The 17,580-nt window shown below is 49.8% G+C and carries 16 protein-coding genes; 3 read left to right on the plus strand and 13 right to left on the minus strand.

Annotation, left to right across the window (positions count from 1 at the left end):
• Positions 1 to 435: 435 nt before the first annotated feature.
• The 4 genes from DW817_RS07300 to DW817_RS07315 form a co-directional block, all read right to left on the minus strand.
• Positions 436 to 1,119 (minus strand): ComF family protein, encoded by a 684-nt coding sequence (locus DW817_RS07300; protein WP_207802113.1) that lies wholly within the window; start codon positions 1,117 to 1,119, stop codon positions 436 to 438.
• A gap of 83 nt (positions 1,120 to 1,202) precedes the next feature.
• A complete protein-coding gene (locus DW817_RS07305; RefSeq protein WP_009014581.1) occupies positions 1,203 to 1,895 on the minus strand; it encodes an FAD-dependent oxidoreductase in 693 nt (230 codons plus the stop codon).
• A 136-nt stretch (positions 1,896 to 2,031) separates the two neighbouring features.
• Complete coding sequence (locus tag DW817_RS07310; RefSeq protein ID WP_022227459.1) at positions 2,032 to 4,200, minus strand: ATP-dependent RecD-like DNA helicase; 2,169 nt, start codon at positions 4,198 to 4,200, stop codon at positions 2,032 to 2,034.
• 87 nt (positions 4,201 to 4,287) lie between these two features.
• Positions 4,288 to 4,632: a helix-turn-helix domain-containing protein gene (locus DW817_RS07315; RefSeq protein ID WP_009014583.1), complete on the minus strand. Its 345-nt coding sequence runs from the start codon at positions 4,630 to 4,632 to the stop codon at positions 4,288 to 4,290.
• Positions 4,633 to 4,778: 146 nt separating this feature from the next.
• Between DW817_RS07315 and DW817_RS07320 the strand changes: the two genes are divergently transcribed.
• The gene (locus DW817_RS07320) at positions 4,779 to 5,408 is read left to right on the plus strand and encodes an NAD(P)-dependent oxidoreductase (protein WP_021736605.1); all 630 of its coding nucleotides are present in this window, start codon (positions 4,779 to 4,781) and stop codon (positions 5,406 to 5,408) included.
• Positions 5,409 to 5,789: 381 nt separating this feature from the next.
• Here DW817_RS07320 and DW817_RS07325 read toward each other — a convergent pair whose 3' ends face one another.
• On the minus strand, positions 5,790 to 6,338 hold the full coding sequence (locus DW817_RS07325) for a hypothetical protein (protein WP_014128999.1): 549 nt from the start codon (positions 6,336 to 6,338) through the stop codon (positions 5,790 to 5,792).
• A gap of 123 nt (positions 6,339 to 6,461) precedes the next feature.
• On the opposite strand from DW817_RS07325, the gene DW817_RS07330 reads away from it, so the two are divergent.
• Positions 6,462 to 7,130 (plus strand): HAD family hydrolase, encoded by a 669-nt coding sequence (locus tag DW817_RS07330; RefSeq protein WP_009014586.1) that lies wholly within the window; start codon positions 6,462 to 6,464, stop codon positions 7,128 to 7,130.
• 315 nt (positions 7,131 to 7,445) lie between these two features.
• Here DW817_RS07330 and DW817_RS07335 read toward each other — a convergent pair whose 3' ends face one another.
• The 4 genes from DW817_RS07335 to DW817_RS07350 all read right to left on the minus strand — a co-directional run bounded on the left by DW817_RS07335 (position 7,446) and on the right by DW817_RS07350 (position 10,592).
• Entirely contained in the window at positions 7,446 to 8,198 is a 753-nt protein-coding gene (locus DW817_RS07335; RefSeq protein WP_009014587.1) for a pentapeptide repeat-containing protein, read from the minus strand.
• Positions 8,199 to 8,203: 5 nt separating this feature from the next.
• The gene (locus DW817_RS07340; RefSeq protein WP_035224193.1) at positions 8,204 to 8,890 is read right to left on the minus strand and encodes an HAD family hydrolase; all 687 of its coding nucleotides are present in this window, start codon (positions 8,888 to 8,890) and stop codon (positions 8,204 to 8,206) included.
• Between the two features lie 93 nt (positions 8,891 to 8,983).
• Positions 8,984 to 9,436 carry an S-adenosylmethionine decarboxylase family protein gene (locus DW817_RS07345; protein WP_120111890.1) on the minus strand — a complete coding sequence of 151 codons (453 nt, stop codon included), beginning with the start codon at positions 9,434 to 9,436 and terminating at the stop codon, positions 8,984 to 8,986.
• A gap of 196 nt (positions 9,437 to 9,632) precedes the next feature.
• Positions 9,633 to 10,592 carry a tetratricopeptide repeat protein gene (locus DW817_RS07350; protein ID WP_009014590.1) on the minus strand — a complete coding sequence of 320 codons (960 nt, stop codon included), beginning with the start codon at positions 10,590 to 10,592 and terminating at the stop codon, positions 9,633 to 9,635.
• Positions 10,593 to 10,816: 224 nt separating this feature from the next.
• Here DW817_RS07350 and DW817_RS07355 point away from each other — a divergent pair, with 224 nt between their 5' ends.
• Entirely contained in the window at positions 10,817 to 12,004 is a 1,188-nt protein-coding gene (locus tag DW817_RS07355; protein ID WP_026385733.1) for an iron-containing alcohol dehydrogenase, read from the plus strand.
• 322 nt (positions 12,005 to 12,326) lie between these two features.
• Here DW817_RS07355 and DW817_RS07360 read toward each other — a convergent pair whose 3' ends face one another.
• From DW817_RS07360 to DW817_RS07375, 4 genes are all read right to left on the minus strand, one after another.
• Positions 12,327 to 14,054 (minus strand): sigma-54-dependent Fis family transcriptional regulator, encoded by a 1,728-nt coding sequence (locus DW817_RS07360; RefSeq protein WP_016459408.1) that lies wholly within the window; start codon positions 14,052 to 14,054, stop codon positions 12,327 to 12,329.
• A gap of 169 nt (positions 14,055 to 14,223) precedes the next feature.
• Positions 14,224 to 15,168, minus strand: a complete 945-nt coding sequence (locus tag DW817_RS07365) for a sugar phosphate isomerase/epimerase (RefSeq protein ID WP_014129005.1) — start codon at positions 15,166 to 15,168, stop codon at positions 14,224 to 14,226.
• A 24-nt stretch (positions 15,169 to 15,192) separates the two neighbouring features.
• Positions 15,193 to 15,909 carry an AraC family transcriptional regulator gene (locus DW817_RS07370; protein ID WP_014129006.1) on the minus strand — a complete coding sequence of 239 codons (717 nt, stop codon included), beginning with the start codon at positions 15,907 to 15,909 and terminating at the stop codon, positions 15,193 to 15,195.
• A gap of 23 nt (positions 15,910 to 15,932) precedes the next feature.
• A complete protein-coding gene (locus tag DW817_RS07375) occupies positions 15,933 to 17,570 on the minus strand; it encodes a BCCT family transporter (RefSeq protein ID WP_120111894.1) in 1,638 nt (545 codons plus the stop codon).
• Between the last annotated feature and the right edge of the window lie 10 nt (positions 17,571 to 17,580).

The following is a 17,580-nucleotide window of genomic DNA, read 5'->3' on the forward strand; positions in this document are numbered from 1 at the left end:
CCTAAAAGGCGATTTAGTTGTGGGGCACCCCAACATTTGACAAAGAACCAAAATTTGTCCCTTACAAAAACGATAAGAGCCAGCCTTAGAACTGCATTTCCTTCAGGAACTCGTCTTGTTTTTCAAAAATATCTTTCAAGGCAGCATCGCGCTTTTTGCATACCTCGTCTTCAGATAGAGTTTCTTCAACATGAACCCTTACAGCCCGAAGAATCGTCCTCCCCTCCCATTTATCGAAAGATGTTTCCGTGTTGGAAGATTGGATTGCCTTCCCATAAAAAATAGAGTCATATCAATCTGATAGGGTTCTATTTTTAAATGGATGACACGACGCCCTAGCGGAACGGACCCGTTTTGAAGAAATCGAGTTCCAAGGCAACGTGCGTAAAGGCGTAGCGAGAACTTAGAGACCCAATGATTTTAAATTCTTTCCCATCAGTCCAAATTGGAAACGGACGCCATGGGCGCATTACTGGCAAGGACGAGTCCCACCACCTTTTCCGCCCCGCCTTCTTTGAGGAGGCGGGCCGCTTCTTCAAGGGATGCGCCCGTCGTTGCAATATCATCGATGACGATAACCGTCCCATCAAGCTTCACCGGATGGAAGGCAAAGGAACCCAATAGATTTTCCCGCCGTTCCGCACGGCTGAGCCCATGCTGCGGTTTTGTGGCCTTCTGCCGCCAAAGGGCCTGCGTCAGGATCATCGCATGTTTTTTCAGGTAAGGTCCAAAAATAGCGGGCGGGATTTCATAACCCCGCGTCTTTCGGCGTTTGGGGTCTGTCGGAAGGGCTACGACAAAAGGATTTCCTGTAAATAAAGGCTCAAGATCCGCCTCGTGGTGCAGGACTTCCTCCCCCATGCGGTCCAGATAGTCCCGGCGCTTTTCATATTTGAGACCATGAAGGGCCCGTTTGACGCCCCCTTCATAGCGATAGAGACGGTAAACAGCGTCAAGGTGAGGCACCGTTTCTTTTTTAAGTTCCAAATAGCCTGGTGCATAGGTGCTGCGGCGGCAGGCCTCACATAAAAGGCCCGGGCCTTCTACTTCTTCATGGCAGGCAGGACAGTAATGGGGATAAAAAATAGCGAGAATGAGTTCTTTCAGTACTTGCCACATAGTCATCCTTTCAAAAAAGAGCGGGGGCAAAACATGCCCCCGCCCATGAAAAAGTGCCGCCCGAAGGCAGCACGCTTTTCTTTTTAGTAACCAATAAAGACGTCGGTCTTGATATTTTCCTTCTTGATGCCAAGGCCTTCGAGACGTTCCGTAAAGGCATTGTTCATCCCCGGGGACCCAGCGATGAGGTATTCGGCATCATTTTGTACGTCTTTGGCATAAGTGTCCGTATCCTTCATAAAGATTTCCCTGTCCGAAATGAGCCGCACTTCCACACCCGGAACCGTTTCAAGGTCTTTCCAGAAGTCCTTATAGCAAAATTCGCCGCGATCATCGGAATAAAGAACTGTAATGGCATGGCCTTCTACAGGGTGATCCTTGTAGGCCCGCAAGAGAGCACGGATCGGCGTAATGCCAATACCGCCGGCAACGATGAGGGTCTTCTTGAAGCCTTCCGCATCCAGGGCGAAGGTCCCCAAGGGGCGCGCGACACCAATCTTATCACCAGGTTTGATTTTACGGAGCAGGGCTTCCTTGAAACTTGTGTGCTTGTCGGCAATACGGGTCGTAAACATGAGATATCCGTCAGCCATGGTTGAGGCAATGGTAAAAACGCGTGTGTTGCGGTCCTCAGCATCAAGTTCAAAGCCGTTTATCTGCCAGGCAACATGCTGGCCAGCTTTCCACGTAAAGCCTTCGGGGATGGTCATGATAAAGCTGTAGGAATCACTGGTTTCTTGTACGATCTTGGTCAGGGTTGCTTCTAAAAATTCCATAGTACACCTCCACGTATTGAAAAACTGATATGATTTATTACAGGTTACTTACTTTATCTTATTCGCTGTAAAAGGCGGGATTCCTCTTTTTAATAATCATTTTCCATTATGAAATTTTTAAATTGATTTTTCCATGTCAATCAATACCAAGTTCCCCATGCAGCCGTTCGGCAAGAAGGGAATAGCGCTTGCGCGTCCGGTCGTTCGTGACGGCCATCTGCATCGCTTTCTTGCTGCCGGCAAGATAAACCTGTTTTTTGGCCCTTGTAATGGCCGTATAAAAAAGGTTCCGCTGAAGCATGATATAGTGTCCAGGCACTAGAGGCATGATGACAACAGCGTATTCACTGCCTTGGGCCTTATGGACACTCATCGCATAAGCAAGGCGTAAGTCGTCCACTTCGCCGCCTTCATAGGTCACATTGCCCCCTTCGGGACGGTCCGGAAAGGATACAAAGACCGTCTTGCCGCGAATGAGGTCAATTTGTCCGATGTCCCCATTAAAAACGTTCTTTTCATAGTTGTTGCGGATCTGCATGACCTTGTCCCCTTCACGATAGACCGTGTTCCCCGCCTTATGTTCTGCTTTATCGGGACTTGGCGGATTGACGCGGGCCTGGAGCAGGCGATTCAGGTTTTCTACACCGCAGGGATTGCGGTGCATGGGAGAAAGGACCTGTACATTCTGCCAGGAAAGGGTTCTAACCATACGGGCATACGTATCAACGACGTAACGCACGGTCTCTTCTTCGTTCATGAACTGGCGGAACGTAAAATCCGTTTCTCCATCAACAAGTGGCATAAGGCCTTGGTTGATGCGGTGGGCATTTCGCACAATGGGGCTTAGTTGGGCCTGCCGAAAAACATTTTCGAGCCGTACGACAGGCATGGCGCCGCTGCGGATAATATCCTTGAGGACACTGCCCGGACCTACGGACGGCAGCTGGTCAACGTCGCCAACAAGGACCAGGCGGCAGCCAATGGGCAGGGCCCGTAGGAGATGGTACATGAGGACAATATCCATCATGGACGCTTCATCGACGATAACGGCATCCGCTTCAAGGGGCGTATCCTCGTTGCGCCCCCACAAGGCCTCGTCGCCATTTGGCGTATATTCGAGCATGCGGTGAACCGTCAGGGCCGGCTCGCCGGCTGATTCAGCAAGGCGTTTGGCTGCCCGTCCTGTCGGTGCCGAAAGAAGGATCTTGCAGCCTGCTTCCTTAAGAACGGACAGGATGCCCTTGATGACGGTCGTTTTCCCTGTGCCCGGTCCGCCCGTAAGGACAAAGACGCCGTGATCAACGCTCGTCTTAATGGCTTCTATCTGTTCCGGTGCCAGCGTCAGGTTCTCATCTTTTTCCCACGCTTCGATGATCTTTTGGTAGTCCACCTGCCACAGTTGGTTCACACGGTCACGCAGGACCATGAGGCGTTTAGCAACGCCCACTTCGGCCTGGTAGAGATATTCTGCGTACACGCAGGTTTCCCCGCCCACTTCTTCCGTGCGCAGCCTATTTTCATCAATCAGATGCTGGAAAATCGTCCGCACGTCGACAGGGTCCACAGAAAGAAGGGACGCCGCGCTTTTTACAAGCCATTCATCAGGGACACAGGTATGCCCTTGAGTCCCGCTCTGCATGAGGGCAAACCGGATGCCTGCCTGGATGCGCTCCTCGCCGTCAAGGTCCACGCCTAGGCTGACGGCAAGCCGGTCCGCCGTTTTGAAACCGATTCCCTCTACATCTTCGGCAAGACAATAAGGATTATTGGCAATCCGCGTAAGCGCCGTTGACCCATACAGGGATTGGATACGGGGCGCATAGTTGCCGCTGATACCGTGACTTTCAAGGAAAAAGACCAGTTCCCGCGTATCCGTCATCTCACTGTAGGAACTGATGATATCCTCAGCCTTTTTCTTGCCAATACCGGGCACTTCCCGCAGTCGTTCAGGATGCTCATCAATGATGCGGAACGTATCCTCCCCAAAACAATCGACAATGCGCTGCGCCATGGCAGGCCCTACGCCCTTGATGGCGCCGCTGCCGAGCATTTTGACGATGGCGGCTTCTCCGGTAGGCTTGAGGGCTTCCCATGTGCGGCAGTCAAATTGGCGGCCAAAACGAGGATGTTCAGTCCACGACCCAGTAAGGCGCACTTTTTCGCCGGCAAAAGGAGCTATGCCCTTATAGACAACAGACACTGCACCGAGATCCCGATTTTCTCCTCGAAAAACGCAAAATGTCCCCTGATCGGATTGAAAGACAATATTTTGGATGGTGACTTCAAGGGTCTGTTCTTCTGCCATGGTCGCTGCTCCTTTTTCGCATCGCTTCAACAATGATTCGCTCTATTATAGCATAGAATAGAGGATGATTGGGGAGTTAGCATAAGGTCAGAGACTTTCCATTACTTTATGGGCCGCTTTTTGATACCCTCTGCCCCAATGATCAAGGGCGTCAAGGATGGGCTTTAGGCTCATGCCAAGGTCTGTCAGAGCATATTCAACGCGAGGCGGTACTTCAGCATAGACGGTACGGGTCAATAGTCCGCAGGCTTCCATGTCCCGAAGGTTTGAGGTCAGAACCTTTTGGGATATATGGCCAACAGAATGACGCAATTCACCAAAACGCTTTTTGCCAGGCAGGAGATCACGCAAAATGAGGACTTTCCATTTATCTCCAATCAGCATAAGGGTGGTTTCCACTGGACAGGCAGGCAGTGATTCAATGAATTTCATAGCATTCCTCCGCAATAGTTTCTTTTAGGTACTTATAGCACTTTATTGTGCCTACTTCACAAAAGTTACTTCTATGAAGTATGATAAATCCATCGAAAGAAAAACACAAGCCCCTAAAGGGCTCCATCTTAAAGGAGGATCTCATCATGAAAATTGCCGTTGTTGCCGCTAATGGAAAAGCCGGTCAGCTGATTGTAAAGGAAGCCCTTGCCCAGGGCCTTGACGTAACGGCCATCGTTCGTCACACCAATCATTCCCTTGCCCAAAGGGTCATTGAAAAGGACCTCTTCGACCTCACACGGGACGATCTTGCCGGGTTCGATGCTGTCGTCGACGCCTTTGGTGCCTGGACGCCGGAAACACTGCCGCTTCATAGCTCATCCTTGAAGCATCTCTGCGATACCTTGAGTGGTACGAAGGTCCGTCTCCTTGTTGTAGGCGGTGCTGGAAGCCTTTACACGGATAAGACCCATACCCTGCAGCTTGTTGATACGCCGGACTTTCCAAGCGCCTTTAAGCCCCTTGCAACGGCCATGGGAAAAGCCCTCACCGAGCTGCGCAGCCGCTCCGACGTCAATTGGACCTACATCAGCCCGGCCGCGGATTTTCAGGCAGATGGAGGGCGCACAGGAAGCTACATACTTGCTGGCGAAGAACTGACGCTAAATAGCCGCGGCGAAAGTGTCATCAGCTACGCTGACTTTGCCCTTGCCATGATTGATGAAATCGTCAAAGGCAGTCACATCAAGGAACGGATTTCTGTGGTTCGTAAGTAATGCTGCTGTCCTAGGTCAGGCATAAAAGTAAACTCATTTGAGGAAGAACGTGAACCCCTTGCTTTAATCTAAAGCAAGGGGTTCACGGCTTATTGTATGATACCTGTATCACGGTTGGGAATAGGGACTGTTGTGAATTGTGAGTTGTGGGTCTTGAGTTGTGTAACCGATACCCAAGGTCGTTGACACTCTGATTTTTTAAAACCCTTCATTTTTGACAACCTTTTTTGACTATACCCAGCGTTGTTGACACCTTAACTGATTGAAATCGCTGGGAGAAAACTTTATAAAGAGGTTTGCTCTAACGCAGGGAAAGCTAGAAAACATAAAAAGGAGACTGCGAAGAAATGAATGACTCATTTTCTCACAGTCTCTTTTTTATCATTTCAGCGATTCAAAATAGGAGAAGCGCCAGCCCTTGGCAGTCTTTACGTACGGGAAATCGACGGATTCCGTTTTGACAAGGGTCTTATGTTCCTTATCGGCATAGACCGGGGTCTTTGCCGTCACAACAATCCGGTCGCTTGACGGACGGCTCAAGCTGTAGGTCGGTGTACCCTTGAGAGGGTTTGCTTTTTTGGCGGCAGGTGCCACAAAAAGTTTGTTATCAGCCTGGCGATACATCTTATTGCCGCTGATGATGAAGCTTGCCAGGGAATCCGTAAAGATGTCATGGACGGCAGCTTTTAGATCCAACATGTTGTGAATGGTCGGGTCCGATACGGAATAATAGAGCATGTAGCCACTGTCAAAGCGTTCCTTTCCATCCGTCGGCAGGGGGTTATGTTCGAACCACTCAAAGACCGTCGTTGCACGTGTAAGGGCGGTCATCACTTCTTCATTGGTCGGATTTTCAGGGGAAGCAAAGGCCGTCATGGCACCCATGATCAGTGCGAGGGCCGTCAGCATCAAAGTGCGGATTTTTTTCATAACTAGCACTCTCCTTTGTTAGACTGCCTCCATTTTACCATATTCTGAAGTCATAGTATAATAAAAACCTGAAAAAGAATCGATTTCCTCTGGGAAATCAATACAATAAAGGATGGAGAAAATATGAAACCATACAAAGCGGTCATCTTTGACCTTGACGGAACGCTCCTTGATACCTTGGCGGACCTTGCGGCCTCCCTGAACGCCGTCCTCACGCGGCACGGTTACGGGCCCCAGCCCCTTCACGCGGTGCGGCGCTATTTAGGAAACGGAGCAGAACGCCTCTGCCGTCTGGCCCTGCCAAAAAGCGTCAAAGAGGAAGAATTCCAGACCATTTTCAATGAGTTCAAGGCCTACTACAAGGATCACTGCCACATCGCCACAAAACCATATGATGGCATTCTTGGCCTTCTTAAGGGCCTTCAGGCGCAAGGCATCAAGACGGCCATCGTCTCCAATAAACCCGATGAATCTGTCCGCGCCCTGCGGGATGATTTCTTTCCTGCCGTGACCCTTGCCGTGGGGCAAACGGAGGGCATTCCCCGCAAACCGTCCCCCACCATGGTAGAAAAAGCCCTGCATGACCTAGGCATCAAAAAGGATGACGCTGTCTACATTGGCGATTCAGAAGTTGATTTTGAAACCGCCCGGCGCGCCGCCATGGATGTCATCCTTGTAAGCTGGGGATTCCGGGACCGTGCCGAGCTGAAAGCCTTGGGAAAAGCGGTCATTGTCGATACACGGGAGGCATTATCTGCCTATCTTTTGGGATCAGTCCAAAAATCGGACTGATCTGATACAAGTAAGGGTCCCTTTGCTCTATGAAAAAGGGAGAAGAACCATGAGGCAGGCCTACCAGACAACAGCCCATTTGAAGATGGTTATCGTCTAGGCACTTTTAGAGGAGCTTTTGCCCTTTTCTGCCTGTATAGGCCCGCCGCCTTGTCCCCCACTCCTCAACTTTCTTTAGCATACACGAACGATTGCTCTGTCGCAGGTTCTATTCGGAGGACAAGAGGCCCCCATTGTTATAGCATGTTTCGTCTCTCAAAACGCAAAAAGGAGCTGTCAGGCAATGAACAAGCCATTGCTTTACAACTCCCTCTTTTATTTTTTATAGGCTTCTCGGATACTATCTGCAGTAAACTTAGCATCTTCCATATCTGTACCTGCAAGATTTGCATCGTCAAGATTGGCACTTGTTAGTTCCGCTTTTGTCAGGTTTGACCCCACGACCGTGGCGCTTGTCAAATTGGCGCTGCGCAGGAGGGCTTCTGAGAGGTTGGCTCTCCGGAAACGTGCATCATAGAGGTTTGCCGATGTAAAGTTGGCACTCATGAAGTTGGACCGGAAGAACCAGCTCCTAGCAAGGTTCGCCGAATAAAAATTGGCCATGGCCCCAGAAGCATAGTCAAAATTGCTTTCCCGCAGGTCTGCCGTATAAAGGTTTGCAAAAGTAAGCGATGCATGGGCAAAGCTCGTGCGATACGCCGTTACGCCGATCAGGGAGCCTCGGTTCAAGACCGCGTAAGAAAGGTTGGCGTGGGTAAGGTCTGCCCCATCCAGCTTTGCCTTCACAAGATAGGCTTTGCGCAAATTGGCCTTTTGAAGGTTTGCCTTAGAAAGGTCAGCGCCTTCCAGGACGGCACCGGAAAGATCAGCATAACTGAGATCGGCTCCCGTAAGATCTGCCCCTGTGAGGTCCTTGTTTTTAAGGGTCGCCCCCCGAAGGTCCCCGCCTGGACAGGATCGGGTCTCCACAAGACGCGCCACATCTCCCGCATCAAACGCAAGGACCGGCGACATCACAAGGCACGAAAGGGCCAGCAGGGCCGCGATTTTCCATTTTTTCTTACTCATTCCACTCATTCCTTTATTAGCTGCAGCAGCGTTTCCGGTGCTTTGGGCAAAGTCTCAATGATTTTCCAAGGCGTGTATTTTTTTAAATCTTCCGCCTTGTAGGTCGAACCGCCCTTTACAATCAAGGCCCGCACCCCGATGGCATCAGCGCAGGTGATATCATGGGGCGTATCGCCGATCACAACGGCATCACTCGGCGTTACCTCTGGATCAAGGGCTGTCAGTTTTTTCCACAGGGCCCTTGAAAGATCATCGCGAAGCTCACTGATTTCTCCAAAGGCACTGACACGGCGGTCAAAATAGTTATCAATCCCAAAATGGGCAAGTTTTGCCAAAGCGGCCTTTTCACAATTTCCTGTCAAAAGAAGGTTTGTTACATCCGGTGCGGCCTGCGTATAAGCAAGGGTTTCCTTGACAAAAGGCAACAAATGACCATGCCGTTCGGCAAGGGTTTCTGGCAAGCGCTTGGCATAAGCTTCGATGAAGGTCTCTACATCGGATTTTGTGCAGCTTCCTTTGATTTGTTCAATGGCCCGGCGCGCAATATAAGTATCGGTACGTCCGCTCATGCTGTAGGAAAAATTGAAACCATCGACGCCATACAGGTCGCGGATGGTCTCTTTCATAGCCGTAACCCCGGCAAAATTAGTCAGCATCAGCGTTCCATCAATATCCCAAAGTAAATAGTTCATCTTTTTTCCCCATGTCACAAAATCGAGGCGTTCCAGCAAGAAGCTTCTTGCTGGAAAAAAGGCACTGAGCCAATGATTCTTAGCATACTGGGATCATTTTTTCAGCATGAAATTCTTGAGTTTCACTCCAGCGTTTTTAGCCCGCCGCATAGGTTTTACCATCTTCTGGCGCCGCGGTTTCATATCCTCTATATTGCCAAAATCACCGCGTTTGATGACTGTCATCTTTGACTGATCCGGTCCCATTTCCTTACGGATGGCAATGCCCAGTTCCTCAGGAATGAAGTCCCCATTCATGTTCATGATATCGAGGCCAGCATAACCAAAGTCTTCGCAGACTCGCAGAATGACGTGCCCACCCTTTACGGGAACCGTAAAGATAAGACTGCCTTCGTCCGGATCTTCATCCAAATAAAAATGAAGGGCCTTGACGGAAAACCGTTCCATACATTCTTTCAAAATGGTTTCGATTTGAATGGGGTCCTGGATGACCGTTTCTAGGCAGCGATACATATCGAGCGCAATTTGTGTTCCTTCTCCAATCACAGGGTTCACATCCTTGTGGGTTTATTTTAAATCTCTTCATTATATCCCACGAATGGATGGACTGTCAAAAAATAAGGAACAGGGTTAGTCTGCTCTCAATAAAATCAAAGGGCCTGCAGCACAAAGCACGCGGCCTTTTACCGCAACATCTGTCAGCTATTGATGGCATTTTAGGAGCAGGAAGGGATACGTGGTCTCAAATCGGTGCGCTAGTTGCGCGTTCCCTATGTTCAGCAAGCTCTTTATCAATCATCGCCAGTTCATCATAAACGGCCCGCACTTTTTCGTTTTCCTTTCCGTATAGCCCTTTGCAAACTATTCCTGCTTCCAAAAGGGCTTCACGGGCGTCTTGGATCCTTCCCATGCCACGCAAGGCCCAAGCCTCATGCTGCCTGTTAATGGCATACTCATGAGTCTTGCCGTAAAATTTCAACAAATAGGCCGCTGCTTCATGATAGACCTGGGCGGCCTTTTCGTATGCCGCTTTTTGGTAGAGAATGCCTCCCAGCCCATTTAGTGCTGCCGCATAATAGGGATTTTTCCTATCTCCATGAAGTCGAAACTCTGATAAAGCCTTTTCGATGTACTGGTCTGTCTTATCCCCTTCATCCATACGGTAATAGAGAAAGGCAAGCTGGTAATAGACCCGGCCAACATCTTTTTGTCGGCCCGAAAGGAGAAAATAACGCAGGCTTTCTTCCAGCCGTTTCGCCGCTTTTTCAAGTTCTCCCTTTTCCTGATAGACCTGACTGAGATTGAGGTAAAGACTGGCACAGACGGAGACATTCAGCCGTGCTTGGGCCTTATAGATGGCAAGACTTTCTTCAAAAAGGGCAATGGCCGTGTCCTTATCACCCATCTTTCGATATGTTCCGCCCAAATTGTTCAGAAGGGATGCGTATTCCGGCGAATGCCGTCCCCGCTCCTTAAGAAGAGCCTTCCGAAGGCTTTCCATGACACTGATGGATTCTTCAAATAATCCGATTTTCCGATAAAACAGACCTTTTTCATTGGTCACACTGGCCCAATCCAAAAAATTTCCTTTTGTTTCCATCTTTTGCTGCCACTGCGTCAGGAACGTTTCCATTCGTTCCACTGATCCCGTTCTCATCAGGCGGTCCCGAGTTTCCCAAAACTGCTGCATTTCAGTTGTCATCAGGGATTCCTCCTTTACTTATTTCCTATTGTAGCAAAGGTTCAGGCCCCATACTTTGCCCGTTCTATCCCTTCCTGTGCTGGAGCTCTTCTTTTTTGCACAAAAGATGGTGAGATTCAGCAAAAGAATGATGAGAATAGGCACATCATGGAAGACAGCCTTTTTTTATAATAAAGTCAACAAGATAAGCCACGGCAAAGTGGAAATTCATAGGAGGTTACAACATGGATAACTTTACTTTTTACAGTCCGACCTACTTTGTTTTTGGGAAAGAAACGGAAAAGGAAACCGGCAAATACGTCAAAAAGTATGGCGGCACCAAAGTCCTGATCCACTATGGCGGCGGCAGTGCTGTCCGTTCCGGCCTCATTGCCCGCATTGAAGCATCCCTTGATGCAGAAGGCATTGGCTACGTGGAACTGGGCGGTGTCAAGGCATCCCCTCACGCCGACCTCATCTACAAAGGCATCGATCTTGCCAAGAAAGAAAAAGTGGACTTCATTCTTGCTGTTGGCGGCGGCTCCGTCATGGACTCGGCAAAAGGGATTGCTTTGGGCGTCCCCTATGATGGAGATTTCTGGGATTTTTACTGCGGCAAGAAGGGCCCTGTTACGGAAGCCCTTCCTGTTGGCTGCGTTGTGACCATCGCCGCTTCCGGGTCCGAAGGATCCACGGATTCCGTGGTCACCCTTGATACGGAAGATGGTCATGAATACAAACGCTGCGCTGACGGCGATATCCTGCGTCCGCTCTTTGCCATCATGAATCCAGAATTGATGATGACCCTGCCGCCTTATCAGACGGCAAGCGGCATTTCCGACATCATGGCCCACTGCATGGAACGGTATTTCTCCCACACCAAAGAATGTGAACTGACGGACCGTCTCCTTGAAGCCGTCATGCTCACCATGATCAAAGAAGCCCGCCGAGTCATGAAAGATCCGATGAACTACGACGCTCGTGCCAACATCATGTGGGCTGCCATGGTAGCCCAAAACAACTCCACCGGTGTCGGCCGCGCCCAGGATTGGGGCACCCACCACATGGACAACGAAATTGGCATCCTTTATGGAGCCAGCCACGGTGCCGGTCTTGCCCTTCTCTTCCCGTACTGGATGATGTATGCCATGAAGACCCAGGGGCCAACTCTCTTTGCCAAATACGCAAGCCGCGTCTGGGGCATTCCCATGGACTTCGAACATCCGGAACTGACTGCCATGGAAGGCATCAAAGCCTTCCAGCGCTTTGTCAAAGAAGACCTGGGCATGCCGACCACCATCAGTGAACTGGGCGGCAAAGAAGAAGACATTCCCAAGATGGTCGAAAATATGTTCTACGAAGCACCTAACCATGGGAACTTTGTCAAACTGACGCCGGAAATTGCAGCGGAAATCTACAAGATGGCCCTGTAAGAACGCGTCTCATTGCACTCTCGCGTAATACCTCCTTCTAGATAAGTCAACCCTTCTACGCAAAAATGCGGACCGTACTCCCCCTCTCACGGTTCGCATTTTTGTCATTTTTATTTGGTGCACAAATCGCGCCAATTTGATGTAGTTTCGCACCGTCATACGTCTCGTTTTGGTGCCCATTAAGCGGGGATGGCTGCAGCGCAGCAGCTATGTTGTCACAATGCCGTTTTTGTCCATGGATGAGCAAATGCATAAAGAAAGAGAGACTGTAAAAAAATTAAGAGGATTCATTTTTTCACAGTCTCTTTTTTGCGTACCCGCACTAGATTTTTTCCAGATCAATCTCATCCCGCTTGATATGGTACTGTAGGTTCTGCCGGCTCATGCCAAGTTCCCTGGCGGCGGCAGAAATATTGCCGCCCGTCCGTTTGAGGGCCTGCACAAGGGCGGCACGCTCCACATCGCGAAGGGTCTTGCGGCTCCGTCCCAGCTTTTTACCCATTCCTTGGGATAACGACTGCAGTGAGCTTACCGGTACTTCCATATTCACAAAATGCTCGGGCAGGCATTCCACCGTAAGGGTCGCCCGTTTTTCCGGCAGCATGTTCATAGCATATTCGATGGCGTGCTGCAATTCCCGCACATTGCCTGGCCAATCGTAATGGGTAAAGATATCAAGGACGTGGGGATCGACAGTCTGGACATTCCGTTCCAGCTGCTTATTGTAGCGGGCAATGAAACTTTGGACCAAAAGAGGAATATCTTCTTTACGTTCCCGCAGGGGCGGGATGCGGATTCCAACAACACCTAAGCGGAAATACAGGTCCTGCCGCAGCTTATGGGCGGCAAGAGCTTCTTCAGGAGGGATATTGATGTTTGATAGGACGCGGACATCCACTTTCCGTTCCCGCGTGCTTCCTACGCGCCGCACCGTACCTTCCTGGAGGACGCGCAGCAGCTTAGGCTGAAGATTGATGTTCATAGAGTTGATTTCATCAAGGAGCAGGCTGCCGCCATTTGCCTGTTCAAAGAGTCCTGGATGGGATTCGGCGCCTGTATAGGCACCCTTTTCTGTTCCAAAAAGCAGCCCTTCAAGAAGGTTTTCCGGGATGGCCGCACAGTTGATGGCAAGAAAGGGTCCCTGTGCCCGTCTGCTGGCGTTGTGGATACTCTGGGCAAAAAGTTCCTTGCCGGTTCCTGTTTCACCGTAGATCATGACAGATGAAGAGGACTTTGCTACCTGCTTGCAGCGGTCCACAAGAACGCGCATGGAATGGCTTGATGAAATGATATCTTCAAAATGGTATTTTGCATGGAGCACACTATCGTGACTTTTTTTCCCCTTGATCTGGGCATCCTGGCGGAGTAGTTCATCCTGCAATTCAAGGATCTTGCGGTGCAGGGAATCAAGCTGACTGAAGTCTTCCATGACGCTGTACGCGCCTAGGACCTGGCTGTTTTTAAAGATGGGATAGTTATCCGATACGATATCAACTTCTTTCCCATTGAAGGTCTCGTATTGCTGGCGCTGGTTAAGGTAAGGTTTTTCCGCTTTAAGGACTTTGGGAAGCAGGAGCGGCATATCACTTTCACTCTTATAGACTTCATCCATACTCTTACCAACAACAGTTTCATTGAGCAGACTATCCATGCGAACGGCAGCATCGTTCAAAAAGAGGATCTGTTCTTTTTCGTCGCATAAAATGACGGACTCGCTGATCCGGTTCAGGACGTTTTGAAACATCTCCCGGTACACGTCGCAGGCAGCATCCCGAAAGACGATGAGTTCCATGCCTTCCGGGATTCCCTGCACAAGCGGGCACTTGACGCGGCGCACCCATTTTTCAAAAGCAATATGAGCAATCTGTTTATCTTTCAAGGGAAGCAAAAGAGGCCGTGCATTATCGGGCACAGGCGTACCAACCCCTTCAGACATTGCTAAGAAAGATTTGCCCACTTCATTGATGGCCGCAATGATTCCATTTTTCTGGACCAGCATGGCTCCCATGCCAAGGCCTGACAAAAAAGTCATGACTTCCTGCCACTTCATGTTCTTCAACCACCCTATCCTAAACTACATTTTCTCTCGCACCCATAATAGCCTATTTATTTTATCATAGCCCAAATTTTTCCCTGCGTAAAGAATTTACTTAGGAATGAACGATTCGGGAAAACGCGAAAAGACCTGTCGAAGACAGGCCTTTTGCAAAAGAAATGATTTATGCGTCGGAACCGATTTTCAGGACTTCGCGCATGAACTTAATGCTCTTTCTCATGCCTTCCAGTTCCTTTTGGCGTCCTTCTTCGAGGCTGTATCCGCTCAGCGGCAGCTCGATTTCAAGGTCAATGGTATCAAGTTCTTCCGGCGCTTCAGCGCGCAGGATCTTCATGATTTCCACAACATCGACGTCACCGTCGCCAATGGCACAGCCCAAGGAGTGGGTCCCGTCAGGATCAGCAAAGATTTTGTTGTCGCAGAAGTGGACGCAGTAGCAGTAAGGCGCCATTTTCTTTACGCATTCAGCAATGCCTTCGCCGAGGATGAGAGAGTTGATCGTGTCGCAGCAGGCTCCGATCTGGGGATGGTTGAGTTTTTTCACCATCCAGACTACTTCATCAGCAAAGAGGTCACAGTGGTTTTCAATGGCAATCTTGAGACCATATTTTTCAATGGTAGGGATGTTCTTTTGGAACTCCATAACCACGCGGCTCATCTGTTCCATGGCTTCCGGTGACATGCATGCATGTGTGAAAGGGCGGGAATGACGGATATCCGTGCTGTATTTGACGAGTTTGGCCCCCATAGCATGGGCAATTTCCAAGGATTCCTCAATGGTCGAATTGACGCGGGGATCACTCGGAGCATCAAAGGAGATATTAAGTTCCAGGTCAAGGCCCCGTTTTTCTGCTTCCTTTTTCACCATTGCCAGGTGTTCCGGGCTCGTATCGTTGTCGAGGTCAACAAGGGTGATATGAAGCACTTCGATATGTTCCTTTTTGGCAAGGTCCATGAGGTCGATGAGGGAACCGGCCTTTTCAAAAGCATAGGTCTTGCCTTCGCTCTGGAAGCCCCAGCTTTCCCCGTAACCGCTCAGGTGAAGGGTATAACTGTGCATGCCGAGTTTGAACTTTCTGTTGCTGTTTTTTCCCGTAATCTTGTCCATTTTCAATTCTCCTTTGTTGTTAGTTTATCCAACAGCGTCGATGCCGTTAGCTTCCCGGAAAAGTTTGGGCGTCATTCCCGTAATGCTGTGAAAAGCCCGGGTAAAGGTGGAATTGCTGCTGTAGCCGACCATGATGGCAATGTCCATCATGGAATAATGGGTCTTTAAGAGCAGTTCTTTCGCCCGCTCGATGCGGATACGCCGCAGGTAAAGACTGGGTGAGCAGCCCGTCTGCTGCTTAAACCAATCGTTGTAGTAAGTCACATTGTAATTTTCCATTTCAGCCAGCTGGTTCACTGTAATGGGCAGGTCATAGTGTTCGCTCAGATAGCGGATACTTGGGGCTGCGCAGTTATCCATCAGTTTGCTGTAAAGGTAGCTATAAAGATAGGATACAGAATTGCTTTCTGGATTCTGCCGCAATTCGGCCTGGATGAGCTCCACGAGCTGGGCAATCTGCCCCACCATAGAAATGACGATGGGGTAGGAAAGCATGATGCCTTCCTTTTCATCGACGATTTCCTTTGATAGATTGATGGCAAGGAGTTTTCCTCGATAGCTGCACTGGTGATCCATCTTAGGCGGTACAAGGCACAGTTCCTGGGGTGTGACAGTATAGTCCGAATTGCCAATGGATAATTCCATCGTTTCTCCCATAGGCACGAGGATTTGGGGATATTCGTGATGATGGGCACCAAAACATTCCTGAAAGACCTCGATATCAAACTTTTGGCTTAACATACTCATTCCCCTCTCTCAAAGAATCAGTAATCCGCGTAAGGAAGGTTTTTGATGACAACGTCAAGGCCCTTGACCTTGGCCGAAATCCGGTCATCAGGGGCAGCCACTTCGTCTGTTTCGGGAGCCGCCTTAAGGCGATGGCTCTTTGAAGCAAGAAGGGGATTGCAGAGCTTCACATTCATCAAGAAGAGCCACAGCGTTGGCACGGTCATGATAAGACCGCCGATGTTAAGCAATCCCTTGACAGCATTCATGCCGCCTGAGACGACAAGAAGATAGGCGACAGCGGAAATGGCCACACCGAGGATGATTTTGAGGGTCTTCGGCGGTTCAGCGTCAATTTCCTGACCGTGGACGCAGAGCGTTGCAAGCGCTGCCGTATTAGGGTCTGCCAACGTGATGAAGGACAGGCACACCGTAATGAGAAAGGCGAGCTGTACGAGCTTCCCCCGCGGCATAGTGCCAAGGACCTGATAGAGAGCAGTCTGCATGCCTTCTTTTTGAATCATGGCCCACACATCAAAGGTTCCACTCGTCTGGACGGAGATGGTCTGGCCAGCGAAGATGGCGATGAAAAGGCAGCAGAAAAGGGACGGAACAAGGATTTCCACAAGAAGAAATTCCCGCACGGTGTGCCCCTTCCCCATGCGGGCAAGGAACATGCCGATAACGGGTGCATAGATAAAGAAAGAATTCCAGAAGGTGATTGGCCATTCGTTCGCCCACTGATCCATCGGGGCCAGCGTATTGTTGTACGTGATTTTGTGCCAGAAGTTATCCATAATGTCGCCAATGGCTTCTGTACCGATTTTTCCAATGAAGATGGAATCTCCCGTTACGACGACGTAGAGCATCAGACCAAAGAAGAAAAACATGCACGCCGTAGATACATAGGTAAGCCCCTTATTGATACCCGTCACGCAGGAAATGATGAAAAAGCCGGCCACAACAACGGTCAGGATGAAGTACATAAAGGGTCCCTGCGGGATGCCAAAGACGGCATTGATACCGCCGCTGATCTGCATAAGACCCGCTGCCATGGAGTTTGAGACGCCGCAGGCAACGGCATAGCCGCAGAACATGTGAAGCAGGCTCGTCAAGTGACGGTGCTTGCCACCTAGCGTGCGTTCCAGCATGGGCCCCATGGAAAGGGACTTTTGGTAGTTAAAGCAAAGGAGCGCAAAAGCGCAGGCCGGAATGGAATAAATGAAGTACTGGACAAAGGACCAATGAAACATGGCCTGACTGACAGCAAAAATCGCCGCGTCCCTGCTTTCCGGCAGGGCGTGGATGGCAGCCGGCGGCTGCATGAAATGATAGAGCGGTTCGCCCATGGCCCAATAAAGCAGACCGCAGCCAATACCGCCGCAGATGGAAATGGAGTACCACTGCCAGGTCGTAAAGTCCGGTTTGGCATCAATTCCGCCAATCTTGACATCACCCCATTTGAAGATGATGAGGACCATCCCCAAAATGACGGAAAAGACAGCAAGGAAGTTGATCCACCAGCCAAAGTAATCTCCTATGAGGTAGAGCATCTTTGACATGACAAAGCCAAACTTTTCCGTAAAGAAAATACCTAAAATGATTTCTATCGTAAGAAGAAGCCCAATGACGATGAGGACTTCTTTATATAATTTTCCTTTTAATTTTTCTTCCATCGATTCATGC

Source organism: Acidaminococcus sp. AM33-14BH (assembly GCF_003603525.1).
GTDB lineage: Bacteria > Bacillota > Negativicutes > Acidaminococcales > Acidaminococcaceae > Acidaminococcus > Acidaminococcus intestini.

Coding starts and splice junctions, on each gene's coding strand:
- DW817_RS07300 (WP_207802113.1), bottom strand. CDS start 1,119: ATGTGGCAAGTACTGAAAGAACTCATTCTCGCTATTTTTTATCCCCAT.
- DW817_RS07305 (WP_009014581.1), bottom strand. CDS start 1,895: ATGGAATTTTTAGAAGCAACCCTGACCAAGATCGTACAAGAAACCAGT.
- DW817_RS07310 (WP_022227459.1), bottom strand. CDS start 4,200: ATGGCAGAAGAACAGACCCTTGAAGTCACCATCCAAAATATTGTCTTT.
- DW817_RS07315 (WP_009014583.1), bottom strand. CDS start 4,632: ATGAAATTCATTGAATCACTGCCTGCCTGTCCAGTGGAAACCACCCTT.
- DW817_RS07320 (WP_021736605.1), top strand. CDS start 4,779: ATGAAAATTGCCGTTGTTGCCGCTAATGGAAAAGCCGGTCAGCTGATT.
- DW817_RS07325 (WP_014128999.1), bottom strand. CDS start 6,338: ATGAAAAAAATCCGCACTTTGATGCTGACGGCCCTCGCACTGATCATG.
- DW817_RS07330 (WP_009014586.1), top strand. CDS start 6,462: ATGAAACCATACAAAGCGGTCATCTTTGACCTTGACGGAACGCTCCTT.
- DW817_RS07335 (WP_009014587.1), bottom strand. CDS start 8,198: ATGAGTAAGAAAAAATGGAAAATCGCGGCCCTGCTGGCCCTTTCGTGC.
- DW817_RS07340 (WP_035224193.1), bottom strand. CDS start 8,890: ATGAACTATTTACTTTGGGATATTGATGGAACGCTGATGCTGACTAAT.
- DW817_RS07350 (WP_009014590.1), bottom strand. CDS start 10,592: ATGACAACTGAAATGCAGCAGTTTTGGGAAACTCGGGACCGCCTGATG.
- DW817_RS07355 (WP_026385733.1), top strand. CDS start 10,817: ATGGATAACTTTACTTTTTACAGTCCGACCTACTTTGTTTTTGGGAAA.
- DW817_RS07360 (WP_016459408.1), bottom strand. CDS start 14,054: ATGAAGTGGCAGGAAGTCATGACTTTTTTGTCAGGCCTTGGCATGGGA.
- DW817_RS07365 (WP_014129005.1), bottom strand. CDS start 15,168: ATGGACAAGATTACGGGAAAAAACAGCAACAGAAAGTTCAAACTCGGC.
- DW817_RS07370 (WP_014129006.1), bottom strand. CDS start 15,909: ATGTTAAGCCAAAAGTTTGATATCGAGGTCTTTCAGGAATGTTTTGGT.
- DW817_RS07375 (WP_120111894.1), bottom strand. CDS start 17,570: ATGGAAGAAAAATTAAAAGGAAAATTATATAAAGAAGTCCTCATCGTC.